The sequence below is a fragment of the Colidextribacter sp. OB.20 genome, from assembly GCF_009911595.1.
Lineage (GTDB): Bacteria > Bacillota > Clostridia > Oscillospirales > Oscillospiraceae > Lawsonibacter.
Genome location: NZ_QWKG01000020.1, coordinates 1 through 25754, shown reverse-complemented (window position 1 = coordinate 25754; position 25754 = coordinate 1). Strand labels below are relative to the sequence as shown.

The following is a 25754-nucleotide window of genomic DNA, read 5'->3' as shown; positions in this document are numbered from 1 at the left end:
GTTACTCCTTATTGTTCAATTTTTTCCCCGCACCAGGGGCAGAACTGCCCCCACTGGAAGCTCTCCGGCAGGGCTTTGCCGCAGTGGACGCAGAAGCTGGGGGCCTCCGCATCGGTATCGGGGGCGCTCTGACTGGCGGAGACACTCTGTCCTCCGCTCAGACGGCTCTGGGGAATGGCCTCTCCCAGTCCCCAGAATATGAGCTTAATGGCCGCGAACAGCACGATAATCAGGAGGATACCCCCAATAATCATCTTCCAGTCGCCGGTTTTTTTCTTGTCCTCGTTCATCGGATATTCAATTCCTTTTCCACGTCGTTCAGGTTAATGGTCAGCATACGGCTCACGCCCTGCTCCTGCATGGTGACGCCGTAGAGCACGTCGGCCTCCTCCATGGTGCCCCGGCGGTGGGTGATGACGATAAACTGGGTCTTTTCCGACATAGCCCGCATATACCGGGCGAAGCGGACCACGTTGTTGTCGTCCAGGGCGGCCTCGATCTCGTCCATGACCACGAAGGGGGTGGGGCGGACCTTCAAAATGGCAAAGTAGAGGGCGATGGCTACGAAGGCCTTCTCACCGCCGGAGAGCAGGGTGATGATTTTCAGCGCCTTGCCCGGGGGCTGGACCTTGATCTCAATGCCGCAGTTGAGGATATCCTCCGGGTCCTCCAGCTCCAGGGTGGCCTTGCCGCCCCCGAAGAGCTCCAGAAAGGTCTGGCCGAAGGCCTCGTTAATGGTGTCGAACTCCCGCTGGAAGATGGATTTCATCTCACTGGTAATGCCGGCGATGATCTCCTCCAGCTCCTTTTTGGCCTTGTCCACGTCGTCCCGCTGGTCGGTGAGGTAGGTGTACCGCTCGTTCACCCGCTGGAACTCCTCGATAGCCCCCACGTTCACGCTGCCCAGTCCGGAGATGGACCGCTTCAGCTCGGCGATGCGGCGGCTGGCCTTCTGGACCGACTCGATCTCCACCCTCTGCTGGCGGGCGGCCTCGTGGCTCAGCTCATAGTTTTCCCACAGCTTGTCTAACAGCTGCTTCTCCTCCAGAGAGGCAGCCACCTTCTTCTGCTCCAGCCGGGAGGCCTCCCCCTCGGTGCGCAGCAGCTCCTCGTTCAGCCCCTGGCTCTCCCTGGTGGCCTTCACCCGCTGGCCCTCCAGGTCCAGCTTCTCCTGATTCAGCCGGGAAATGGTCTCACTCCGGCTCTGGTTTTCCCTTTGCAGGCCCGCCAGGGCCGCCTCCTTTTCCGCGATTTCCCTGGTAATGCTCTGATTTTTCTCCTCATAGCCGGCCATCAGCGCCCGGCTCTGGTCCCGGTCCCCGGCCATGCTGGCCTTGAGGTTCTCCAGCTCGGTGAGGCCCGACCTTGTGGCCTCCCGCTCCGCCTCCAGGGCCGCCTGGGCGGCGGTGAGCTCCGCCGCCTCCCGGGCAATGCGGGCAGACCGCTCCTGGACCTCGGTCTGGCCCCTGGCCTTGCCCTCGGCCTCGCTTTTCAGGGCGGCGGTCTCCCCCTCCAGGGTCTGGATGCGGGCCCGGGCAGCCCGGGTGTCGGTCTCGATCTGAGCGGACCGGCTCTTCAGCTGCTCCAGCTCCTCCCGGTGGGTCTCCCCCTGGCGCTCCAGCTCGGCGGTGACGGTGCGCCGCTGGGACAGCTCGCCCTCCGCCTTCAGGATGGCATCCTCCCAGGTGCGCAGCTGGGCCTGGGAGGTCTCCAGCTCATAGGCGGCGGCGGTGGATTCCCGCTCCGCCTCGGCCACCGCCTTCGCCGTCTCCGCCACACGGGTGCGGATGCCGGCCAGCTGGCTGTTCAGCCGCTCCAGCTCGTTGGCCCGGCTGAGGATGCCGGCGCTGCGGCTGGCGGAGCCGCCCGTCATGGACCCGCCGGGATTCAGGACCTGGCCGTCCAGGGTGACGATGCGGAACTTATAGCCGTACTTCCGGGCGGCGGCGATGGCGGCGTCCAGGTTCTCCATCACGGCCACCCGGCCCAGCAGGTTGGAAAATACGTTCTGATATCTGGGGTCGAAGGAGATCAGCTTGTCCCCGACACCCACAAAGCCGGGCTCTCCGGAGAGCTCCCGCTCCTCCCGGAGGGAGCCGGGGCGGATGGAGCTGAGGGGCAGGATGGTGGCCCTTCCCCCGTCCCGGCGCTTCAAATACTGGATAACGGCCTTGCCGTCCTCCTCCCGGTCCACCACGATGTTCTGCATGGCCCCGCCCAAGGCGGTCTCAATGGCAACGGTGTACTGATCCGGGACCTTCAGCAGGTCGGCCACCGGGCCGTGGATATTGCTCAGGGTCCCCCGCTGGGCCTCGGCCATCACCAGCTTGACCGCCTTGGTGTAGCCCTCGTGCTCCCGCTCCATCTCGGTGAGAAGTTTGATTCTGGAGGTGAGGGCGTTCTCCTCCATCTGCAGCTTCACCTGCTGCTCCTTTGTCTGGTCCCACTTCTTCTTTCGGGAGTCCATCCGCAGCTGGTAGCCCTGGATCACATTTTTTACCGCGTCCCGCTCCTCCACCGCGTCGTCGTACCGGCGCTTAGCGGACCGGGCCTCCTTTTGGGCCTCCTCCAGCCGGTCCTCCAGCTCGTTGGCCTCCCGGCGGACGGTCTCGTCCCGGTCCATGACCTCCTGGGCGGCGGCGGCCAGGGCGGACAGCAGGGCCTTGGCCTCGGCGGCCCCGGAGGTCCCCAGATCGGCCCTGGCCCGCAGCTCCTCCAGCTCCTTGGCCAGGGTGCCGGCGGACCGGGCGGCCTCCTCCGCCTGACGGCTCTTGTCCGTCAGGGCAGCCCGTCCCTCCTCCAGCTGGGTCTCAATCTCAGCCAGCCGGGCCTTTCGCTGGCCGATCTGCTCGGCCAGAGAGCCCTCCCGGCCCTCCTGCTGCTCCAGGTCGGCCTTGATGCGCTGGGCGGACTCCAGATTGTGCTGGATGCTGCTTTTCAGCACAGCGATAGCCGACTCCAGCTCGTTGGCCTGGGCCTGGCGGCCCTGCATCTCAAACCGGAGCCGGTCGGCCTCCACGTCCTTATCCCGCATCTCCTGGGAAAATTTCTCCGCGGCGGCATAGGCCTTCTCCTGGGCGACGCGGACCTCCTCCTTTCGGCGGACGGCCTCCTGGTAGTCGGCCTCCAGCTTGATATTGCCGGCCCGGATGCGCTCCAGGGTGTCCAGCCAGACGGAAATTTCCAGCCCCCGCAGCTCATCCCGGAGGACCAGGAACTTCTTCGCCTTCTCGCTCTGCTCCCGGAGGGGCTCCACCTGCAATTCAAGCTCGGATATTTTGTCGTTGATGCGGACCAGATTCTCGTCGGTGCGCTCCAGCTTGCGCTCCGCCTCCTCCTTCCGGTGGCGGTAGCGGGAGATGCCGGCGGCCTCCTCAAATACCTCCCGGCGGTCGGCGGACTTTACGGAAAGGATCTCGTCGATGCGGCCCTGGCCAATGATGGAGTAGCCCTCCCGGCCCAGGCCGGTGTCCATAAACAGCTCGTTTACGTCCTTTAAGCGGACGGAGCGGCGGTTGATATAGTACTCGCTCTCGCCGGAGCGGTAGTACCGCCGGGTGACCATCACCTCGGACTCCTCCATGTCGAAGAGGCGGCCGGTGTTGTCCAGCACCAGAGAGACCTCGGCGTAGCCCGTCTGCTTCCGCTTGGCGGTGCCGCCGAAAATCACGTCCTCCATCTTGCCCCCCCGGAGAGCCCGGGTGGACTGCTCCCCCATCACCCAGCGGATGGCGTCGGAGATGTTGGACTTGCCCGAGCCGTTGGGCCCTACAATGGCGGTGATGTCCTCCCCGAAGGTGAGGACCGTCTTGTCAGGAAAGGACTTAAAGCCCTGGATTTCCAATGCTTTTAGATACAATCAGGCCACCTCATATCATCTGAACGGCGGGTTCTCTCCCCGCCTGCGTCTGTACATACCAATAGATGTTACATTATACCAAAAGGCCGGGGAAAATGCAATTATCTTTTCTGGGGAAAAGAGCATAGGACGATTGACAAAGCCTGAACTTGCGGCTATACTAAAAATAGAAAGGGCGCTGCCGGCAAGCGGCTGGCCCCCTAAAACTTAATTACTCAAAAAGGAGTAACCGCAGGTTGAGGGACCGGGCGGTTACTTCTTTTTATTGGCCGCAATGAAGAGACCGATAATGCCGATGATAACCAGGCTGTATGTAAACATATCAGAGTAAGTCACCATAGGGCAAGCCCCCCTTTCGCAGGATCAGGGGGCAAAGAAGCTGCCCCCTGTCAGAGGGCCAACCGCATACCGTTACAAGCAGCGCTGAAAGATCATTCTTTCCTGTTTTCAGCATACCACATCTTCCATCCAAAAGCAACCAAAAGCGGGCGGTCTTTCGACCGCCCGCTTCAGCGCTATGACCGCACCACCGCGTGGAGTAAGGACCAGAGGGACCAGAGGAATCCGGCCACGAAAAGGACAGCCAGTACAGGGACCATCAATTCAACGGAGGAGACCAGCTCCCGGGGAAAAATCTGAAGCAGGAGCATGGGGACGACGCAGATACCCCAGATGATCCAGCCGCCCTTGCCCCCGAAGCGCTGGAGCACCGCCCCGACGATCATGCCCCCGCCTACAGCCAGGGCGAAGATCAGCAGCCACCAGTACCAGTCCAGGGTAAATGTCTCAATAATCAGGGTTTTCTCCGGCACAGGAACCAGCTCCCCGGCCATATTCTCAAAGATCTTCCCGGTAATAGGGGCGTCGTGGCCGGGAGAGACTGCAAATTCCATCACACCGGACCCTCCCATTACCCAGCCGTTCATCCCGGACAGCCTGGCCCACAGGGGGACACAGAGGAACCGCTCCACGGCGGCCAGCAGTCCGCCCAGGGCCAGGGCGAAGGCGGACTCGAAGGCGCACAGCCCCAGGGTCAGGCCCAGGGCCCGCTTCCGAGTCTGGCCGAAGCGCAGGGCCTGGTCAAAGCTGACCCCCACATGGGAGATGCCCGCAACCAGGGCGGTGAAGCCGCCCACAATAGGGAACAGGATGCAGGACACGGTGACGCTGGTGTCCGGCCGGCCAAAGCGCATGACGCAGCCGATGATAATTTGAATCACCAGGAACAGGCCTCCCTCCACCGCCAGGTAGAGGGCCAGGTCGTCCAGGTTCAGCTTAATCAGTTTTTTCATCATCTCCACTCACCTCACAACATAGCGCTGGATGGTCCGCCAAATGAAAAGCTCTCCCCCCACGGCGCAGACGGTCAGCACGGCGGCCATGACCTTCGGCAGGGTGGTCCACAGCCAGCTCCACTCCGTATCCAGAAGAAAGTCCATGATTTTGGTCTCAGTCAACAAAATCATAAAGCATGTAACCCCTATCATAACAAAAATAGACAGGGTGACCAGGATACCGCCCAGGACCTTGTGTTTCACCACCACCATCCCGCTGAGACAGCCCAGCACCATCAGCACCAGGCACACCAGGGGGAAGACCCACACCCGGCCCCCGAACAGGTTCAGCAGGGTCCACCGCTCCCGGGCCTCCCAGTTGGCCAGGGCGGGAAAGGCGGACATAAAGAGCTGGAGGGCCCAGCAGATGGCCGCGTAGAACACCATAATCCCCTGGAGGGCCCAGAAGAAGTCCCCCCGCCGCCCTCCGAAGGACAGCCCCAGATTCAGGTTATTGGTGCACAGGGCGAAGGCGTAGAGAAACAGGCACAGCAGGATCATAGTTGGAAACATGGAGTAGTAGGTCTCAAAGAGATTGCCGCTTTCCGGGTTATCGGGCACGCCGGTGGCGTAGCAGCCCACGATCACCACGGCGGCGAAGCCGAAGATGGCCCCCAGGTTGGCCCAGGTGAAGTTCAGGAGAAATCGGAAGGATTTTACCATCGTTCCCGCCCCCTTACTGGGTGTCCCCGTGGCCGCACAGGGACACAAAGACGTTTTGCAGGTTCATGGGGGCGATATCCACGTCGGCCTCCTGAGCGGCCTCCAGCTTCACCGCGTCCCCCCGGACGGCCACCGTCTTGTGCCGGCCCATCTGGTGGGTGGACAGCACCTCCAGCCCCTTGCAGGCCTCGTCCACCACGTCGTCCCGGCCGGAGACGTAGCGGAACTGACTGATGAGCTCCTCGGTGTCGGTGTTCTCCAAAATGCGGCCCTCGTCCAGGATGATGACCCGCTCAAAAACAGAGGCGGCCTCCTCAATGATGTGGGTGGAGACGATGAAGGTGCGGCCCGTTTGGGCAAAGTCCTCCAGGAGGAGCTGGTAGAAGCGCTCCCGCATGACCACGTCCAGCCCGGCGGCGGGCTCGTCCAGGATCGTCACTGGGGCACGGCTGGCTAACGCAATCAGGATTGTCACCATGGACATCTGGCCCTTGGACAGCTGGGAGATTTTCTTCTTGGTCTCCAGCTTGAACTCGTCCAGCAGGCGCAGGGCGTAGTCAAAGTCCCAGTTGGGGTAGTAGATGGCGGCGGACTTGAGATAGTGCTTGATCTTCAGGTTGTTGGGCCCGGAGAACAGGGTGGGCTGGAGCTCCCGGGAGAAGCATATGTCGCTTAAGGCCCGCTGATTCTCCCACACCGGCTGGCCGTCGTAGGTGACCTCGCCGCTGTTTTTGGTGTTCTGGGCGGTGAGAATGCCCAGCAGGGTGGTCTTGCCCGCCCCGTTGCGCCCGATCAGGCCGTAGATCTTCCCCGGCTCGATGGTCAGGTCCAGATTGTGCAGGACCTCCTTGTCCTTGTAGGATTTGCAGAGATTTTCTGCCTTTAATGTTCCAGCGTTCATTTTTCTTTCTCCTCTCCAATGGCCTGTTGAATCATGGCCAAAAGTTCCTCCCCGGTGAGGGCCAGGGACGCCCCCTCCTTCACCAGGGGCTTTACAAAGCCGTCGTAAAAGGCGGCCTTCCTCTTCTGCTTCACGGTCTCCCCCGCTCCTTTCGAGACAAACATGCCGATGCCCCGGCGCTTGTACAAGATTCCGTCCGATACCAGCAGGTTGATGCCCTTGGCCGCCGTGGCCGGGTTGATGTTGTACCCCCGGGCCAGCTCGTTGGTGGAGGGCACCTGCTCCTCCTCCCGGTAGACTCCCCGGAGGATGTCGTCCTCCAGCATCCGGGCAATCTGCAAATAGATCAGGGACTGGTCGTTTAAAGTCCCGCGCATTTTATCACCTCCGTGATTGTATTTGTTTGTTGGTTCATTACTTGTGTAACTAACCATATCACCAATAGAGTCCCTTGTCAAGAGGGAAAATAGATTTTTGCAAAAAAATCACCGTCCAAAACGGACGGTGATCGATAGGTATTCGATTACGCCTTCTCAGCCTTGCCCTCAGCCTTTGCTGCGGCCTTTGCCGGCGCGGGGGTCTCGACGCCCTTGGCGGCATTCACCGCCTGGACCACGCCCCGGCCCTGATCGTTGGCCTCCTTGGCGTGCTTCTCCACATCCAGCTTGTTCTTGGGGCTCCGGACCAGACAGCCGGCCCCCTGGACGCAGCCGCCCTCGCAGGCCATGCCCTCGATGAAGTTGCCCTCCAGGCGGCCCACCTTCAGCTTCATCAGGGCCACCTCGCAGGCGGCGGTGCCGCTGCACGGGACAGCCTTGGCCTGGAAGTCGCTGCCCTTCTCCTTGAGCGTCTGGACCACGGCCTCGGCCACGCCGCCGCTGCGGGCAAAGTTCCGGCCATAGCCGCTGGCCTCGTCCAGCTCGGCCTCCTCCAGCGTCTCCAGGTCGATGTCCCTGGACTGGAACAGGGCGTACAGCTCCTCATAGGTGAGCACGCTGTCGATGGCGTTCATGGTGCGGCCCAGCTGGAACTCCTTCTTCTTGGCCACACAGGGGCCGACAAAGACCACCTTGGCGTCGGGCTCCTTCTCCTTCAGGTGCAGGCCGATCATGACCATGGGGGAGGGGGTGTGGGAGACATACTGGTTCAGCTCGGGGTGCTTCTTCTTCACATAGCCCACAAAGCCCGGGCAGCAGGAGGAGGTGAGGACCCCCTTCTCCGCCAGCTCGTCGGACTCCCGGTCGGCCACCATGTCGGCGCCCAGGGCCACCTCGGCCACGCCCGAGAAGCCGATCTTCTTCAGGCCGGCCACAACCTGGCCGTAGGTCGCGGGGGAGAACTGGCCGGCGATGGAGGGGGCGATGACTGCGTAGGTCTTGTAGCCCCAATGGGCGCCGCCCCGGATCATATTAATGGTGTCCACAATCCAGGACTTGTCCTGGATGGCCCCGAAGGGGCACTGATAGACACAGTTGCCGCAAGAGATGCACTCGTTGATATCAATAGACGCCTTCTTGTCCGGGCCCATGGAGATGGCCTTGGCGGGGCAGCCCTTCTCACAGGGGCGCTGGTTCTTCACGATGGCGCTGTACTGGCAGGCGCTGACGCACTTGCCGCAGGTGATGCACTTGCTGTGGTCGATGGTGGCCCGGTGATTGACAATGCTGATGGCGTCCTTAGGGCAGGCGTGGACGCAGCGGGTGGCCAGACAGCCCCGGCAGGAGGCGCTGACCGTCATCTCGGTGACAGGGCACTCGTCGCAGGCGATGGGCAGGACCTCCACCACGCTGGGGTTGGACTTGTCTCCCCCCATAGCCATCTTGACCCGGCTTCCGATGATAGCCCGCTCCTTGTAGATACAGCAGCGCAGGCTGGACTCGGGGCCGGGGATAATCTTCTCAGGGATGTCCAGAATGCCGGTCTGGAGCTTATCCTCCCAGGTCAGGCGGGCCACCTCGGCCAGCACGGAGGTCTTCAGCTCCTGAATTTTTGTTTCAAAGGTGTGCTTCATATGTTCTCTCTTCCTCCTGTTCCTGCCAAAAGACAGTCTGTATGTGATCTCTGCAATTTTTAGGAGATTTCCCTGCGTTTTGCAGGTTTTCTTTCATTTCGCCAACCATTCTACTAGGGCTGGTCCCTGTTGTCAAGTGACATTTTACACCATTCCGCCCCGTTTGACCAGCCCCTTTTTACGTTTATTACAGTAGGGGGCAGTCTCTCTGACGCTCTGTCGTTCGCGGCATAAGTCCCGGGGCGGCACAAAGACCGCCCCCTACGGAAGAACAGTCCCCTTACCTGTAAAAATACCGCCAGCCCTCCTCTGTCTCCACCCGGCCCAGCCGGACGCCCATCACCCGCTCCAGCGCCTCTCCGGCATAGAGCTCCTCCGGCGCGCCCGTCCGCACCACACGGCCGCCGCTGAGCAGGGCCGCCCGGTGGGCGTACTGGAGGGCCATGGTCAAATCGTGGAGGACCATCACCACCGCCCGGCCCGACCCCGCCAGCCGCCGGGCCAGGGCCATCACCTCCAGCTGACAGCTCACGTCCAGATAGGTGGTGGGCTCGTCCATCAGGATGGTCTCTGTGTCCTGGGCCAGGGCCATGGCAAGATAGACCTTCTGCCGCTGGCCCCCGGACAGCTCGGTCAGGGGGCGGTCAGCCAGCTCCGCCGCCCCCACCCACTCCAGCGCCCGCTTTACCATCTCCCGGTCCTCCCGGCGGTATCGCCGGGGGTAGGACAGATAGGGAAAGCGGCCGTGGAGGACCATCCGCGCGGCGGTGATATTGGGGGTGGTCCGGGACTGGGGCAGATAGGCCACCTTTTGGGCAATCTCTTTGGCGGACAGCCGCTCCAGAGGCACGCCGTCCACCAGCACCTCCCCTCCGGCCCTGGAGAGCAGGCCGTTGGCCGACCGGAGCAGGGTACTCTTGCCGCAGCCGTTGGGCCCCAGAATGGCCAGCACCTCCCCCGGGCGGAGCTCCAGGGTCACATCCTCCAGCACCGGGCGGCCTGGGTAGCCCGCCCAGAGGTTTTTCAGCTCAATCACAGCCCGCCGCCCCCTCTCCGCTGCCGCAGCAGCAGCCAGATAAAGAAGGGTCCCCCTGTCAAAGACAGCACCACCCCCAGGGGCAGCTCAAAGGGTACGAAGATGAGCCGGGAGGTCAGATCGCAGGCGGTGAGCAGCAGTCCGCCCCCCAGAGCGGAGGCCAGCAGCAGGGGAAGGCTGTCCTCCCCCACGAGGCGGCGCATCATATGGGGCGCCAGCAGGCCCACAAAGCCCAGCAGGCCGGCGAAGCTCACCGCCGCTCCCGCCAGTGCCGCCGCCAGCATGAGCAGGACCAGCCGCAGCCGCTTGGCGGGCAGGCCCAGGCTTCGGGCGGTCTCCCGGCCCAGCAGGAGCAGGTCCAGCTCGTTGGACAGGGACAGGGCAATCGCCAGGGCAATCAAAATCACCCAGAAGGCGGGGGCCAGCCGGGCCATGGACAGATTTTTCACCCCGCCGATGCGGAAGTCGGTGTAGCCGCTGAGGGCATCGGGAAAAAAGGTGACCACCGCGTCAATGCCGGCGCTGAACATGCTGGACATCGCCACTCCCGCCAGCACCAGGGTGATTCTCGCCGCCCCCGCCCGCTCCGAGATGACCAGCACCAGCAGCACCCCCGTCAGCGCCCCCAGAAAGGCGGCGATGGGGGTGAGCCGAACCGCCCTGGGGGCCAGAGCGCAGCAGATTGCGGTGGCCAGCCCCGCCCCGGAGTTGACCCCGATGATGTTGGGGGCAGCCAGGGGGTTGTTCAGCACCCCCTGGATGATCACGCCGGAACAGGCCAGGGCCGCCCCCGCCAGCAGACAGCCGCACAGCCGGGGCAGGCGGGCGTATAGGACGATGGAGGCCGTTGTGCCGCTCCCCCGGCCCAGCAGGGCGGCGATGACCTCCCCGGGCGGGATGGACACCGCTCCGAAGGCCAGACTGGCCACCGAGGCCAGCGCCACCAGCCCCGCCAGCAGGGCGATCACCCCGGCCCGGCCCTTATTCCCCACAGAGGATATCCGCAAGCTGTTCATAGGCGTCCCCCCACAGGGCGTTGGGCTTCAGGCTGTACATCCTCCGCTCCAGGATGTGGAACCGTCCCCCCTGCACCGCGCTGAGGGAGGCCCAGGCGGGGTTGGACAGCAGGGTTTCCTCCAGATTGGCCCGGGCGGCCGCCTCATCGGTGCCGTGGTAGACAGCGAAGATGTAGCCCGGGTCGGCCTGTAGGATGGCCTCCAGGGACAGCTCCTCCAGCTGGGCCCCGTCCCGGTCGGCGATGTTGAGACAGCCCAGGTCCTTCAGCATGGGGCCCAGCACGTTGTCCTCGCTGTTCTTCACCTTCACGCTGCTCCCCGAAACCTGAATGGTGAGCACAGTGGGGATGAAGTCATAGACGGCCCTGCGCTGCACGGCCTCGTCCACCTGCGCCTGGACGGCGGTCCCGTACTGCTCATAGCGTTCCGGGTGGCCGGTGAGCCGGGTAAACAGCTCCAGCAGGTCCAGGTAGTCCTGGAAGGAGGACACGTCGAAGTAGGCGGCGGGGATGCCGGAGCGGTCGAAGGTCTCCCTCAGCTCCAGGTTGGAGGGGGACAGGCTGCTTGCAATCACCAGGTCGGGCTCCGCCGCCAGCACCAGCTCGGCGCTGGGCTTCATGGGGGAGCCGATGTTGGCAGTCCCCTCCCCCAGCTCCAGGCCGTAGGACTCCCAGGCGTCGTTGGCGGTGGCGGCCAGGACCTCCTCTCCCCCCGCCAGCACCCACACGTCGGCAAAGCTGCCGATCATCACCACCGCACGCCGGGGCGGGTCGATGGAAAACTCCTGGCCCAGGCCGTCGGTGAAGGCAATTTTTCCGGCCTCAGAGGAGGCGTCCACCGGCCCAGACTCCACGGGGGGCTGGGCCGTCCGCCCGCAGGAGGCCAGCAGAAGGGCAAGGAGCAATAGTGTGATAAATATGCGTTGTTTCATGGTTTGTTATCCTTTTCGCAGGGCGCGGGAACACGGCGCGCCGTGTTGTTTTTGGTGCAAATTGGTGTAGGGGGCGGCCTCCGCGCCGCCCCGCCGGTATGGTGTCATGATGCGCATCCGGGGCGGCACAGAGGCCGCCCCCTACGGAGTGCATAAAATCAGCAGCAGTCCCAGTTGTAGAGCACCCGGCTGAAATCCAGCCTCTCCAGGTCGGTCCGGGCGATGAAGAAATTGCACACGCCGCAGTCCCCCCAGAGGATGGAGTAGTTGTTCTCCTCATCCTGCATGGAGTCGATCTGGAGCAGCAGGGTGTCGAAGGGGCTGTCCTCTGTCCGGGGGTCCTCCTGGGTAAAGCTGGGGTAACCCAGCATCCAGTGGCCGCCGTTCTCGCAGCCGTCGTCAGTATCCAGAAAGGACTCAAACAGCTCATCATAGGCGTCCTCCTCCAGAAACTCCCAGGACTTCTTCTCTCCTATGTCCACCCCCATCACAGCCTTCACCGCCGCCCGGAAGGCGTCCTCAAAGACAAAAGAGCGGTCGTTGGCGGAGCTGTCTTCCCGCTCTGCGCGGATGGCCAGCACCTCCTCCAGGGGGCTGGTTCTGTAGTCGTCCACCAGGCCAGGGACGCCCAGTGCGGACACCTGGTCCGGGGTGACGCTCCCGTCAATTTCCGGGTGGTACACCACCCGGTAGTTCTTCTGGTCCGGGGCGGAGGCAAAGTTGCAGCCAAATACCTCGTCCTGACCGATAAAAAACTGGAGCAGGCCGGTTTTGGGGAAGGGCTTGTCCATGTCCTCCGCCCCAAAGTTGATCTGAGCCAGCAGCTGCAAGGGCTGGCCCTTCTCGTCCGCCGGGTAGGGCCGGCTCAGGTCCCAGTAGGGCAGGCCGCCGATTTTGCTGTCGGTCAGGCCGGGGGTCTTCCCCCGCTGGACCCGCAGGCGGTAGGCGGGGACTTTTGTCCGGGCCTTGATGTCCTCCAGCAGTGCCTCCAGGGGAGGGTCAATCTTTTTCATGTCCATGTGAGCGCCTCCTTAAAAGCAGGGACAGCCCAGCCGGGCCGCCCCGCGGTTTTGTGGTTACAGGTATTTGGCGATGATGGCGTCCCGCTCAGCGGCGTGGTCCTCCGACCACTGATGCCAGTCCTGGCCGGCGGCGGCCGCCGCCTTGCCCAGCTCCACCAGCAGGGCGGGCAGGTCGGCCTCCAGAACGGTACCCACCTCCTGACCGAAGCGGGCCTGGCCCACCTGGTCCGTGCCGCTGAGGAACATCTTAAAGGCGGGCTGAGGCTTCTTGTCCACCAGCTTCACGCCCCCCTGGAAGCCCATAGCCCCCGCCTGGTGGGCGGCGCAGCTGGAGGGACAGCCAGAGATCACGATTTTGGGCAGGGCTCCGTCGGGGATACCCGCCTCCCGGACGGCCTCCACCAGGGTCCGGAGGACCCCTTGGCTGTCCCGGACCCCTTGCTGGCAGGTGGCCGCGCCGATGCAGGCCACGCTGCACTCAAATCTGGTGCGGGCCCCGTCCTCGGTGGCAGCAATCACCTTCTCCGCCTCAGCGGCGGTGAGGTTGATGACATACAGCTTCTCGTTGGGGGCCACGCGAATCTCCGCTCCGGGGATGTCCTTCAGCAGCTCATAGAGCTGGCGGGGCTTCTCCACGGGCAGCAGGCCCCCGATGGGGTGGTACTTCACGGCGTACATGCCGGCCTGCTTCTGGGGGATGGCGCGGGGGTGGTCCACAGTGCCGCTGCTGTCTCTGGCGATGTCAGCGGGGGCCTCCAGGCCGGTGACCTCCAGCCCGCCCTCCGCCTTCCGGGCGGCCACGTTCTTGAGGAAGGCCTCCTTCAGGCCCTCGGGGCCCAGGGTGTCCTGCATATAGCGGGTGCGGGCTCTGGCCCGGTTCTCATAGTCGCCGTGGGCGCAGAAGGTGTCCACCATGGCCCGGACGTAGTACAGGACCTCCCTGGGCTGGACATGCTCCTCCACCAGCACGCCCATAGAGGGCCGGGCCGCCCCCAGGCCGCCGGCGATGCGCAGGGCAAAGGTGCCGTCCGGCTGGGCCAGGAAGCCCATATCCCGGAAGGCGCTGTGGACGCAGTCGTCCACCCCGTTGCAGAAGGCGATTTTCAGCTTGCGGGGCATTTTAATGTCCCGGCAGATGGACAGCAGATATTTGGTCACCGCCTCTGCATAGGGGACCACGTCGAAGGCCTCGCCGGGCTGAACGCCGCTTAGGGGGCTGGCCATCACGTTCCGGGGGTTGTCGCCGCCGCCCCCCTTGGTGTAGATCCCGCAACCCACCGCCTCCGCCATGAGGGCGGGCACCTGGTTGGCGGACAGGTCGTGGAGCTGGATGGTCTCGCAGGTGGTCAGCTTCATCCGGCCCACCTGCTCCCGCTCCACCACCTCGGCCAGGAACCTCAGCCGCTCCATCGTCAGCCGCCCGCCGGGCAGGCGCAGGCGGAGCATGTGCCTGGAGTGGTCCCGCTGGGCGTAGGAGCCCAGGCCGCCGGACACGCCCTTGTAGGCCTTCCGGTCGATCTCCCCCTTGTCAAAGGCGCCGATGGCGTCTTTAAAGCTCTCAATTTCCCCACAGAAGGTATCAGTCCACTGCTTGTTCATACGGTTTTCCAGCCTTTCCTGTCGTAATCTGCCATGCGCCTGAACCGCTCCAGACAGGCTATGGTAAGTTTTCCTCATTATACCAAAAGTCAAACCGGGATACAATCCCCAACGCGTATTTTCGGCGGCTGTTTTTCGCACAAACGCCCCCGTCCCGACATAGGCTGAGGCGTAAAATCGTTGATACGGAGGGTCGCTTATGACTGCTTTGCCACATATTCAATATTTTCTGGGGGCCAACGCCCCCACCGGCTTTTACTCCCTGTACGACCACCTCCTCGCCCCCGAGGAGGCCCGGGCCATCTACATCCTGAAGGGCGGGCCCGGCTGCGGCAAGTCCACCCTCATGCGCAAGGTGGGCGCCTGGGCCCAGGAGGCCGGGCTGGAAACCGAGTACATCCTCTGTTCCGGCGATCCGGACTCCCTGGACGCCGTGATCCTCCCCGGCATCCCCGCCGCCATTGTGGACGGAACAGCGCCCCAGGGGGTGGTGCCGTAAAGACACGCCCTGTTACTTTTTCTTCGAAAAGAAAAAGTAACCAAAAAGAAACCTTGGCGAAAAACTTCGTTTTTCTTGCGTGCTCCCCCGCAATCTGTTATACTATCGGTGAATATGAAACCCGCCGGATACGGCGGGTCAGAAATGGGGAAAAGAAGGATGTATTCCATTGATTTTCAGAAGAAAAAGGGCTTCATCTGCGACATGGACGGCGTGATCTACCACGGCAATCAGATTCTGCCCGGGGTTCCGGAGTTTATCCAGTGGCTCAACGAGGAGAAGAAGTCCTATCTCTTTTTGACCAACAACAGCGGCTCCACGCCCAGGGAGCTCCAGCAGAAGCTGGCCCGTATGGGGCTGGACGTGCCCGAGGAGCACTTCTACACCAGCGCCCTGGCTACGGCGGCCTTTTTGAAGAGTCAGGCCCCCGGCTGCTCGGTCTACGCCCTGGGGGAGGCCGGCCTGCTCAACGCCCTGTACGACGCGGATATCACCATGAACGACATCGACCCCGACTACGTGGTCATCGGCGAGAGCCAGAACTACTCCCTGAACACCATCACCAAGGCCATCAACCTGGTGCTGGGCGGGGCCAAGCTCATCGGGGCCAACTCTGACGTCTCCGCCCCGGGGGAGGAGAGCACTGTCCCCGCCTGCGGCGCCCTGGTGGCTCCCATCGAGATGGCCACCGGGACGAAGGCCTACTTCTGCGGCAAGCCCAATCCCCTGATGATGCGCACCGGCCTGCGGCTGCTCAAGTGCCACTCCGAGGACGCGGTGATGGTGGGTGACCGGATGGACACCGACGTAATCTCCGGCCTGGAGAGCGGTATGTCCACCGTGCTGGTCCTGTCGGGCATCTCCACCCCGGAGACGATGAAAACCTTCTCCTACCGGCCGTCCATGATCCTGGACGGGGTAGGGGATATCGTCCGGGCGGCCAAGGGGGAGGTCTAAAACCTCCAGGTCACCCTGATCTCCTGCCGACTGGTCTCCGGGTCCCGCTCGCAGACCTCGATTTTCTCCACCAGCCCCGCCACCAGCTCCCGGGGGACGGTCTCCAGCCGCAAAAGCTCTTTCGCCCGTTCCATCAGTTCGGTCTGGTTATCGGAATGCTCCCGCTCTGACAGCTCCTTCTGGATCGAATCAAGCCGCCGCTCCAGGCGGCTTTTTTCTTGCAGAAAGGACTGGTTCAGCTCCACAAACTGCTCCTCGCCCAGGACCTCCGACACCCGGTCTAAATACAGCGTTTTCAGCGCCTGGCTGCGCTTCTCCAGCTGGGCAGTCAGGGTCTTTTGCTCCCGCTCCAGGGCCTCCCGGCGGGTGTCCCGCTGGGGCTGGAGGTTTGCCGGGTCCAGCTGGTAGTAGGTCTGGACGTAGTATCGGATGCGGTCGGAGATTAGGTCAATGAGCCGGTCCAGCCGGACGGAGTGGCGGGTACACAGCTTTTCCCCGCCGCTGTCGGCGTACAGCTTACAGCGTAGATAGGCCCGCCTGCCGTTGGAGCACTTGCTCATGGTGGAGCCGCAGTCGGCGCACCTCACCAGCCCGGACAGCAGGTGAGCCTCTCCAGAGCCGTCCGTTCGGGCGCGCAGCTTTAAAACCCGCTGGACGGCCTCGAAGGTCGCCCGGTCGATGATGGCCTCGTGGGTGCCCTCCACCCGATACCACTCGCTCTCCGGCGTGTCAATGATGACCTTGGATTTGCAGCTGACCTTCCGCCGCCGCCCCTGAATCATCACCCCGGTGTACATCTCATTTGTCAGGATTCGCCCCACCGTCACCTTGTTCCACAGGCCGAAGTCGTTCTTGATGGGATGGTTGCAGGTCCAGCCCCGCTCCGCCTTGTAGCGGGTGGGATTGGGGATGCCCCGCTGGTTCAGCAGGCAGGCGATGCTCTGGCGGCCGTGGCCCTCCAACGACCATTGGTAAATCTGGCGGACTATCTCCGCCGCCTCAGGGTCGGGGATGATGTGGTTTTTGTCCGCCGGGTCCTTGCGGTAGCCGTAGATGGGAAAGCCGCCGATGTACTTTCCCTCCCGCCGCTTCAGGTCGAACACCATGCGGACGTTTTCCGACAGATCCTCCAGATACCACTCGTTCACCAGGCCGTTGATTTGCCGGGCCTTCTTGTTGCCCTTGACCTCCGTGTCGGCGTTGTCCGCTACCGCAATAAACCGGATGCCCCAGATGGGGAACAGACCGTGGATGTACTTCTCAACCAGTTCCATGTCTCGGGTGAAGCGGGATTGGCTCTTACAGAGGATGATTTGAAATTTCTTCGCTTTTGCGGCCTCGATCATGCGGTTGAAATCGGGACGCTGGCTGTCTACTCCCGAGTAGTCCTCATCGCAGAAAATCGAGTAGATGTCCCACCCGTGGTCGATGGCGTATTGGGTAAGCAGGGACTTCTGGTTTTGAATGCTCTCGGACTCGGGCTGGTGCTTGTCTTCGTCCTCCTTACTCAGTCGTGTATAGATCGCACAAAGGATTTGTTACACCTCCTTCAAGGCGTAACTGCTCGGTATCATCATACCCTATGAGCAGCCGCATGGCAAGAAATTATTTTAAATGCCTTTGCCGATAAAACGGCAAAGGCATCATTTGTGGAATTTCTTTGCGAGCCAAGTGGAAACAACTGGATGAATAGTTTGAATCTGAGGCGCAAGTGCAGTCGGATGATACTCAGTTAAGACCAGAATAGGCCTTTTCATATAAAACACCTCCAGAAAATCATATGAAACTAAATATAAAATATGAAAAAACAAGCATCAATCTTAGCGCGGACAAAAAATACACCTCTCATGTGTACAATGACATGAGAGATGTATTGCGAGAGTATAAAGAACTGCTAAGGACAACGCGGGTGTTCAGTGTCAGGCACCCACGCTATTTTAGCCAACCTATGGCTGTCAATTCAGAGTCCAACCATTTATATACGACATCCGTGACAGGAGTAGTGCTGAGTCCATATAAAGGCTGACTTGTGACACTTGCAATATTAGAACCTACTAATTCTGGCCTAAGAATAGAATTGTTTTTTGCAATAGATTCTAAAAGCGTATATGGATTAACAGACGTTTTGGTAAGTTGAATATCTGTACTGTTTTGCTAACTACTTGGAAGTGCTTCAAAATACCAGGTAAGAAACGGTGCATATTCAGAATTTTCTTCAAATATAAGCTTTCCAACCAGCTTACATGGGGAAAGCCGAGAAATTCTAAATCCTTTTTTGAAGGAAGAGAAGATCGCATCCACCAATGTGGAATATTCAGTCAATGCTGAATTATAAATGAATTGAATTTTTTCTAAGTACCGCTCCGTTGAATAGGCCATCCAGTCTCCTCCAGATGCTTGTGCCCTGTCGGAAACTGGAAAAGGAGGCGAGATTTTGGAAATACCACTAGAAAAGTGTTTGTCAATAATTTTAAAAAACAGATCAGTTTGAACAGATACGGTTTCTATTTGAAGGGACCTCCCAATATAACATCTGTATTTTTCGCAGGGTTCTAACGATAATTCACCCTCATAAGCGTTGCCTTTTCCAGCCATTTGCAGAGCGACATTCCATACATGTTCTGCACATAATTGAGTATGCTCTACAATCATAGATCGATGGTGAACAGCATTTTCCAAGCGATCCGAAAGGGCATCAAGTGTTATAATCCAAGGCCAAGTTGCTTGTGCAGGAATACCCTCGGCTTTACAGCCAGGAGTTTGCATCAACTCATTTTGAGACATAGGAACCACAACTTCGCCGGAATAATTCTTTAGCCAAGCATATGTAATCATTTGGCCGTTTTCGATATTTATTCCAAGCGGATAAAGGCGCCCATCTTCTATTGGAGCAATATATGGTGCTAAAGGTCCAATAGCATCGATCCAAAATTGCATACATTGTTGAATCATTTTTCCGCATTCATTTTCGGTTGGAGCAGACCGTAGAGTACCGAAGCGAATTCCATCCCGAATGATTCTCGCAGCAATATCTGGCATTTTAAGTACAATTTGTGAGAAATACTCCAAAGCTTCCTCAAAGGACATTTGGCTGAAAAGAATGGAAAAAGGATAAAGCCAGCGAGTAGTGTTAGCTCTGTCGTCAATAATCGAAGAAATTTGTACAATTTTGCGCCGAATAGCTTCTGCCGCCATCCACTGTCCGATAATTGGTAAAGAAAAACTCAGGTAATCGTCTGTTAGAGAAATGAACCCCGTTTTTAGCAAATTATCCAGCGCACCTGTCAACCGAATTTCTGACATATGAACATCACCAAGGTTTTTACTTATGGATTTAGCCGCTATAGCAGATAAATCAGTTAATACACTGGATCGGTTTTCAACTTTCTGAAGAGTCCGTTTGATAAATGCACTTACAAGGTCCATGTCTGTTTTTGCCCAACTTTTTGGTTCGGATTTAAAAAGGGCATAAATAATACAAAAGAAAGGCCTTGACAACAGGCTGTTCATTTGTGGGTCAAGGTTGTGGAATGCAAAATTTGATGAGGAATCTCCTACAATGGAATCATAAAGAACATTCCGCTCCTGATTCGTTAGCGACAAGATTTTAAACGTTTTTCCAGATTCGGATATTGAAAATAGTGGGCGACTGCTAACAATAACTTTGCTTTGAGGATTTGAGACAGCTAGAATATCGATGTCCTCGATTATCTGTGTAGTAAACTTAACATCGACCTCATCAAGACCATCAATCAACAGGAGATATGATAATGATCCAATGTTTAGGCTGTCAATCCATTGTTGCACTGAGCCAATTCTAAAGAGTTCTTTCGCTTGTATAAATAGAGGAAGTGTATTGTTGGTATCATCGAGATAGTTGTTTGCTAACTGCTGAGCGAGAATTGTCAGTGCATGGGATTTTCCAGTGCCAAAATCACCAGTGAGATATCGTTTTCCAGAGAAAGCACTATCAAGTATATATTGATATTTGGAACTGGCAATGTCTGCATCAATTATTCGGGCAGCAATGTCCTCTTGAATACCTGCTGCGTGTAATTTTACAGTACATAGTGCATGGGCCTTGTTATACATGTCTTGGGCAACCTTGGCAGGAGAAAAGCCTGTATAACCGTTGGCTGGAGTTAATTCCTTAGATAAGTAATCAAAAATTTTTTCTAGCTCTGCTGTTTCTTTTTTCTTGATTTCCTGAATAAGGAATGATGTATCCCAGATGTCGTCTTCCCTTGAGAAAGAAAAACCTTCTTTAACCTTAAAAATTTTGGTATAGTGAAGCTTCGTGCCGATTATGAGAACTATTAAACGGTCGAAAGTTTTGTCAAGCTTATTCTCGAAAAATTTATCTAAAGTATATTGAATTTTAGAACTAGCCTCTTGCGTTGTGACTTGTATTGCAACTCTATTGAGTTTGTCTTCTAAATCTATTGATGGAAAATTCTTTTCGGAATCATTAATGTTTTCTAAGTTATATCCAAAGATGACATTTAATAATCCGCAAAAGAAAGTCTCGGAATGAATATTGATATCATATAAATTTAATGAATCCAGGACCTCCACCTGAGCCTTGATCCAAGCAAGGCGGGAAGCAATCTCTTGGATATAGAACCCTCGTAAATACATATGAGGCTCCTTTCAGCATTGAGGCAAATTAAAAATCCGCAAGTAGGCAGGCCATATACTCGAAAGGCCAAGTCTTTTCATGGAGCAGAAAAATAGTAGAACTTTAAAATATTGTACCACATATTGATACACTGTTCAAGATGTGCGAATGATAGCCTTAGACTTGTAGCTTAACATTCTTATGCTACCCTTGGAACATAACGCCCACGTACACCTTGTTTACAAGAATCCGCCCCACTGTCTCCTTGTTTCATAGTCCAAAGTTGCTCTTGGTAGGATGGTTGCAACTTCGACCCATCCTGTAGTACGTCGGATTCAGGACACCTTTGATGATTCAACAAATAGGCAATACTCTGCCGCCCATAGCCCTACAGCGACCACCGATAAATCTGCCGTACAATCTCTGTCACCCTCGAGTTAATGACAGTGTGGTTTTTGTCCGCTGGGTCCATTCAGCAACCACAAATGAGAAATCTGTCTCGGTAATTTTATCAGCAAATTTGTTGATATATTGATTGTTGGCATGTATAATAATGATACGAAGGAGTGTGGATAAATATGGATGTGATCCGTGGATTAATCGAAAATACTGTTTCGATTATGTCTCATTTTGATACCGCCAAATTACTATCTGATTATCAAATTGATGAAGCTTTAGGACTTTCACCCGAAGATTATGCTGACACATCCGAGGTGGAGTTTGAATGAATTGGGGAATTTCAGATACTTGCCCAGAAATATTTTGCAAGACCCCGCAAAACCTTGTGGAACAGCGCATAACGCCGCATTTCCTGACAGCAAACCACCCCAATTACTACGAATTTACTACCAAGGGATGAGCATTGATACGACGAAACACCGGGAAATGCGGACATACGGTTTTGCGCCGCCCTTTGAACTGCCCCTGAAAATCACATATCGCCCGACTGGATGAGCCGCCTTTTCTGCATGGAAAAGGCGGCTTTTTCTATGCCCATACATAGCCGTCTGTCTCGCCGCAGGCGGCTAAATCTATGAAAGGAGGAACCCCCAAATGGCGAAACCGAAAGTGTTAAGTGTAGCAAATCAAAAGGGCGGAGTTGGAAAAAGCACGACTGTCTACAACCTGGGGGCCGGTCTTGCGCTGGAAGGAAAGAAAGTCCTGATGCTGGACGTAGACCCCCAAGGTGATTTGACCAAGATGCTGGGCCAGCGCAAGCCTCACGACCTGCCCCTGACCCTTGCCAACGCCATGAACGATGTTGTAGCCGGGACAGAGCCATCTGACCACCCGGAGATCATGCACCACCATGAGGGCTTTGATTTCGTGCCAGGAAACCGCAGCCTGTCCGCTGTAGAGGTGGGGCTGGTGAACGTGATGAGCCGGGAAACCGTCTTGAAGCAATACGTGGACAGCGTGAAGCGGGACTATGACTATGTTCTGCTGGATTGCCGCCCCTCGCTGGGGATGCTGGTCATCAATGCCCTGTCTGCTTCGAATTATGTTCTCGTCCCTGTCCAGGCGGACTATCTGGCGGCGGAGGACATGACGGAGCTGGTGGGGACGGTGCGGAGCATCCAGCGTCAGATCAACCCCCGGCTGAAAATCGGCGGCGTGTTTCTGACGATGGCAAATGAAACCACGTTCCGCAAGGACATTGTGAACAGCGTCAAATCCAATTTTGGACGGCATCTGCCTGTGCTGGACACGGTGATCCCGTCCACTGTTCGGCTGGCGGAAATCAGCACGGCGGACAAGAGCATCTTCCAGTACGAACCCAGGGGACGAGCGGCGGACGCCTACCGCAAACTGACAAAGGAGGTGCTGGAAATTGGGCAAAAAGAGCGCAGCCGGACTTCTGACCTCGGTAGATAGCATCTTTACCACCCAGGAGGAACGGGACAACGCCCAACGCAGTTATGTGATCGACCTGCCCGCCGCTCAAATCAGCGACTTTCCCGACCACCCGTTCAAGGTGCGGATGGATGAGGAAATGGAGCATATGGTGGAGAGCGTCAGGGAGCGTGGTGTCCTCTCTCCTGCGCTGGTGCGGCCCATGCCGGACGGCAGTTATCAGATGGTGTCAGGCCACCGACGTAAGCGGGCGGCGGAGTTGGCGGAACTGACCACGGTGCCCTGCATCGTCCGGGAGCTGACCGATGATGAAGCCATCATTATCATGGTGGACAGCAATCTCCAGCGGGAAAAAGTTTTGCCCTCGGAAAAGGCACTTGCTTATAAAATGAAGCTGGACGCCATGAAACGACAGGGACAACGGAGGGATTTAACCTCGTCCCCGGTGGGGACGAAGTTGGGAACACGCTCAAATCAGGAACTTGCAGACCAATCTCCTGACAGCAAAACCCAAATTCACCGTTATATCTGCCTGACAAACCTTGTGCCCGAACTGCTGGACATGGTAGACAATTCTGTGCTGAAAGAAAAGGGGCGGTTACAAATGGCCCTGCGCCCCGCCGTGGAGCTGTCCTATCTGCCGGAGAACCAGCAAACCGCCTTGTTGGAGATCATGGAGAGCGAGGACTGCACCCCCTCTCACGCCCAGGCCATCAAAATCAGGGACTTTTCCGAAAAAGGCAAGCTCAATCCCGAAGTGATCCTGTCCATCATGCAGGAGGAAAAGCCCAATCAGGTGGAGCAATTCAAAATGCCCCGGAACCGTATCGACAAGTTTTTCCCTGCGGGGACGCCCGCACAGAAGATCGAGGACACCATTGTAAAAGCGTTGGAGATGTACCGCAGGCGGGAAAGGGGGCGGGAGCGGTGAACGTCACACCTGGGGGAAAGTCTGCCCTTTTGCGGCCCTGGCACTTTCCACGCCCTCCCCCTCTCACACTCTCCCCCTCAAAACCTGCTGTACCTACTGAAAAGAAAATCTCTGCCCATCCTTTTTCAGCCGGTAAAAACCTTGAACCGCCCCCGTGGAGCGCCACGGGCTTTTTTTGTGCCCAAAATCAAAAAACTGGAGGTAATTTTTCTATGAAGCGGAAAACCATCATCCACGCGGCTCGGCTGCTGTGCGTCCTGGCTCTTGCCATGAGCCTGACCACCGCCGCCTTTGCCGCCGACCCGCCTGAACCCGTCCAGCCGTCCCCCTGCTACCCCACCGCCGTCACCCGGAGCGAGGACGGCGGCGAGATCAGGAAGATGTACGACCTGGGGCCGGAGGACAATCCCGCTGGCATCTCCCGTTCCGACTTTGAGCAGGAGGGCTATCACTACACCCTCACCGACCTGCTGAAGCAGGAACTTCCCGCCAACGAGAGCCGTCAGCACACGGAAACCGTGTCCGTGAACAGCAAGAGCAAGGATATGGGCGCGGTGCTGGCCCTTTTGCCGCAGACAAAGGAGTTTGTCACCGAGGACGGCCTTGCCGGGACGCTGGCCCTGAAGCTGGACACGGTGAACGTGGAGGTGGCCGGGTACGGCAGCGCCACCAAGAGCGTCACCGCCACCCGCACCTACCCCGGCCTTGCCGACCAAGACACGCAGTATATCCCCAAGTCCATCAGCGACAACGGCCACTCCCTGACCCTCCAGACCGTGAACTGGCAGACCGAGGGCGACGGCCATTTTACCGCCGTGGCCTCCTACTCCGGCTCCGCCACCAGCTCCTATGTGAAGGGTTACACTGTCACCGCCGACTACGCTGGCACCGTCAGCCGTATCAATCTGAATAAAGTCCGCTATGTGGCGATCTTCGAGGGTACGGCTCTGGAACCCGTGGCCCCGGAGGAACCCGGCGACACCTCTGACCCCGGCCTGACCGACCCCGCTGACCCCACTACTCCCGTTGACCCCACTGATGCTCCCACTGACGCCCCCACCAGTGAGAAGAACAACGTCCTGCCCGTGGTGGCTGTTGTCGTGGTGGTGCTGCTGGGCGGCGGAGCGTTCTACTTCATCAAACGCAGGAGGTAAACACCATGAAGAAACTGACCATGCTTTTATCCGTTCTGTGCCTGACCCTGGCCCTGGCTGTCCCCGCCAGTGCCCTTGAATACAACATCGACGGCCCCGGCGACCCGGAGTACGGCAAGTCCACCTCCATTGAGCCGGTTATCACGGCTGACCGGGGCGAGCTGCCCAACGTGGACGTGAGCAAGAACGCGGCCCTGATCCCGCCCGGTTTTGGCTCCCCCAGTGCCTACACCCTGAACACCGGCACACCCCTGACGCCCAATCTGGCCCCCGGCTATATGCTGGGCGAGGGCGCTGTCATTTCTGGCGGAACCGGCGTGACCGTCGCCCCGCCTGACTTCAACACCATCCCCAGCGGCATCGTGTCCGGCGGCGGTTCCACCGGGGGCACAGCCACGCCCGCCCCCTTCACCGGGTACACGGAGGTCACATCCGATCTCTACTACAAGGGCGGCTATCTGGCGACCCTGAAAATCCCCAGCCTGAATGTGAACGTCAAGGTCTACGAGGGTACGGGCAGTTCCGTCCTGGCAAAAGGGGCGGGCCACTTTGAGGACACCAGCATTTGGGACGGAAACTGCGCAATCGCTGGTCACAACCGGGGGACCAACTGCTATTTTGGCGACATCCACAACCTGAACGTGGGCGACACAATCACCCTGACGACCAAGCTGGGCACCCGCACCTACTCCGTTACCAGCGTCAACAAGATCAGCGAAACGGACAACTCCCTGCTGGCCCCCACCGCCGAGAACTGCGTCACGCTCTTTACCTGCGTCCGCAATCAGAGCGCCTACCGCTGGGCGGTTCGGGCCGTAGAGGTCTGATACCCGCTGAAAAGGTATTCGCACACTGGACTGTTTGCTCCCCTCTGTGCTACTGTTGGGACAGCAAAGCACCCAACATACACAAAAGGAGGTCATTCATAATGAAAAACAGTCTAAAACGCCTTATCTCTGGAATCGCCTGTGCCGCCCTGACCATCGGCCTGACCCTCCCCGCACGGGCAGCGGAGGCCCCGCCTGTCCGGGTGAGCAGCTGCAAGGGTAATACCCTGACAGTTGGAGAGCGGAGCGGCCTAATCATCGGCCCCAGCGGGACGGACTACACCGTTACCTCCAGCGACCCAGACACGGTGCTGGTGGAGCAGATCACAGGCTTTTGGGTGGCCGTAGCCAAGGCGGAGGGAACGGCTGAGATCACCGCCGCCAACCGTGCCGGAGAGAGCGGAACCCTGACGCTCATCGTTGGCTCCGGCGCTCCCGCTGTTCCAACAGCGCCCACCAGCGAAAACAGCACAAGTCAGCCGGAAAATCTGGATGTGCGGCAGGAGTTGATACAGCTTATCAATCAGACCCGGAGGGCTAAC

The 25754-nt window shown here is 58.7% G+C and carries 21 protein-coding genes and 1 pseudogene; 8 read left to right on the top strand and 14 right to left on the bottom strand.

Annotated elements, in window-relative coordinates; genetic code table 11:
* Positions 1–8: 8 nt before the first annotated feature.
* The 12 genes from D1641_RS06470 to D1641_RS06415 all read right to left on the bottom strand — a co-directional run bounded on the left by D1641_RS06470 (position 9) and on the right by D1641_RS06415 (position 14372).
* Positions 9–290: a hypothetical protein gene (locus tag D1641_RS06470; protein ID WP_160663857.1), complete on the bottom strand. Its 282-nt coding sequence runs from the start codon at positions 288–290 to the stop codon at positions 9–11.
* Positions 287–3859, bottom strand: a complete 3573-nt coding sequence (smc, locus tag D1641_RS06465) for a chromosome segregation protein SMC (protein ID WP_201757268.1) — start codon at positions 3857–3859, stop codon at positions 287–289. Before smc ends, D1641_RS06470 begins: the two co-directional genes overlap by 4 nt.
* A 515-nt stretch (positions 3860–4374) precedes the next feature.
* The gene (locus D1641_RS06460; RefSeq protein WP_160663855.1) at positions 4375–5154 is read right to left on the bottom strand and encodes a hypothetical protein; all 780 of its coding nucleotides are present in this window, start codon (positions 5152–5154) and stop codon (positions 4375–4377) included.
* Positions 5155–5160: 6 nt separating this feature from the next.
* Positions 5161–5856 carry a hypothetical protein gene (locus D1641_RS06455; RefSeq protein WP_160663853.1) on the bottom strand — a complete coding sequence of 232 codons (696 nt, stop codon included), beginning with the start codon at positions 5854–5856 and terminating at the stop codon, positions 5161–5163.
* Between the two features lie 13 nt (positions 5857–5869).
* Positions 5870–6757: an ABC transporter ATP-binding protein gene (locus D1641_RS06450; protein ID WP_160663851.1), complete on the bottom strand. Its 888-nt coding sequence runs from the start codon at positions 6755–6757 to the stop codon at positions 5870–5872.
* Entirely contained in the window at positions 6754–7134 is a 381-nt protein-coding gene (locus tag D1641_RS06445) for a GntR family transcriptional regulator (protein ID WP_160663849.1), read from the bottom strand. The genes D1641_RS06450 and D1641_RS06445 overlap by 4 nt, the downstream gene beginning before the upstream one ends.
* Positions 7135–7280: 146 nt before the next feature.
* The gene (locus tag D1641_RS06440; RefSeq protein WP_160663847.1) at positions 7281–8768 is read right to left on the bottom strand and encodes a 4Fe-4S dicluster domain-containing protein; all 1488 of its coding nucleotides are present in this window, start codon (positions 8766–8768) and stop codon (positions 7281–7283) included.
* A gap of 280 nt (positions 8769–9048) precedes the next feature.
* Positions 9049–9804 (bottom strand): ABC transporter ATP-binding protein, encoded by a 756-nt coding sequence (locus tag D1641_RS06435; RefSeq protein ID WP_160663845.1) that lies wholly within the window; start codon positions 9802–9804, stop codon positions 9049–9051.
* Positions 9801–10820, bottom strand: coding sequence for an iron ABC transporter permease (locus D1641_RS06430; protein ID WP_160663843.1), 1020 nt, complete (start codon positions 10818–10820; stop codon positions 9801–9803). Before D1641_RS06430 ends, D1641_RS06435 begins: the two co-directional genes overlap by 4 nt.
* Positions 10786–11751, bottom strand: a complete 966-nt coding sequence (locus tag D1641_RS06425) for an ABC transporter substrate-binding protein (RefSeq protein WP_160663841.1) — start codon at positions 11749–11751, stop codon at positions 10786–10788. Before D1641_RS06425 ends, D1641_RS06430 begins: the two co-directional genes overlap by 35 nt.
* Before the next feature lie 158 nt (positions 11752–11909).
* Complete coding sequence (locus tag D1641_RS06420; protein WP_160663839.1) at positions 11910–12770, bottom strand: DUF1963 domain-containing protein; 861 nt, start codon at positions 12768–12770, stop codon at positions 11910–11912.
* 57 nt (positions 12771–12827) lie between these two features.
* Positions 12828–14372, bottom strand: coding sequence for a nitrite/sulfite reductase (locus D1641_RS06415; RefSeq protein WP_160663836.1), 1545 nt, complete (start codon positions 14370–14372; stop codon positions 12828–12830).
* 199 nt (positions 14373–14571) lie between these two features.
* Here D1641_RS06415 and D1641_RS06410 point away from each other — a divergent pair, with 199 nt between their 5' ends.
* Both D1641_RS06410 and D1641_RS06405 read left to right on the top strand, forming a co-directional pair.
* The gene (locus D1641_RS06410) at positions 14572–14871 is read left to right on the top strand and encodes a hypothetical protein (protein WP_160663834.1); all 300 of its coding nucleotides are present in this window, start codon (positions 14572–14574) and stop codon (positions 14869–14871) included.
* Between the two features lie 159 nt (positions 14872–15030).
* A complete protein-coding gene (locus D1641_RS06405; RefSeq protein ID WP_243149293.1) occupies positions 15031–15828 on the top strand; it encodes an HAD-IIA family hydrolase in 798 nt (265 codons plus the stop codon).
* Here D1641_RS06405 and D1641_RS06400 read toward each other — a convergent pair.
* Together D1641_RS06400 and D1641_RS06395 are read right to left on the bottom strand one after the other, a co-directional pair.
* Complete coding sequence (locus D1641_RS06400; RefSeq protein ID WP_347707396.1) at positions 15825–17351, bottom strand: recombinase family protein; 1527 nt, start codon at positions 17349–17351, stop codon at positions 15825–15827. The genes D1641_RS06405 and D1641_RS06400 overlap by 4 nt on opposite strands.
* 631 nt (positions 17352–17982) lie before the next feature.
* A complete protein-coding gene (locus tag D1641_RS06395; protein WP_160663832.1) occupies positions 17983–20466 on the bottom strand; it encodes an SMEK domain-containing protein in 2484 nt (827 codons plus the stop codon).
* Positions 20467–21024: 558 nt separating this feature from the next.
* Between D1641_RS06395 and D1641_RS06390 the strand changes: the two genes are divergently transcribed.
* The 6 genes and pseudogenes from D1641_RS06390 to D1641_RS06365 all read left to right on the top strand — a co-directional run.
* On the top strand, positions 21025–21174 hold the full coding sequence (locus D1641_RS06390) for a hypothetical protein (RefSeq protein ID WP_160663830.1): 150 nt from the start codon (positions 21025–21027) through the stop codon (positions 21172–21174).
* Positions 21175–21499: 325 nt separating this feature from the next.
* Entirely contained in the window at positions 21500–22321 is an 822-nt protein-coding gene (locus D1641_RS06385) for a ParA family protein (RefSeq protein WP_160663828.1), read from the top strand.
* Positions 22278–23231, top strand: a complete 954-nt coding sequence (locus D1641_RS06380; protein WP_160663826.1) for a ParB/RepB/Spo0J family partition protein — start codon at positions 22278–22280, stop codon at positions 23229–23231. Before D1641_RS06385 ends, D1641_RS06380 begins: the two co-directional genes overlap by 44 nt.
* A 212-nt stretch (positions 23232–23443) precedes the next feature.
* Complete coding sequence (locus tag D1641_RS06375) at positions 23444–24385, top strand: cell wall anchor protein (protein ID WP_160663824.1); 942 nt, start codon at positions 23444–23446, stop codon at positions 24383–24385.
* A 5-nt stretch (positions 24386–24390) separates the two neighbouring features.
* Positions 24391–25212 (top strand): class D sortase, encoded by an 822-nt coding sequence (locus D1641_RS06370; RefSeq protein WP_160663822.1) that lies wholly within the window; start codon positions 24391–24393, stop codon positions 25210–25212.
* Between the two features lie 101 nt (positions 25213–25313).
* Positions 25314–25754: pseudogene (locus D1641_RS06365) on the top strand (CAP domain-containing protein); the annotation flags it as partial.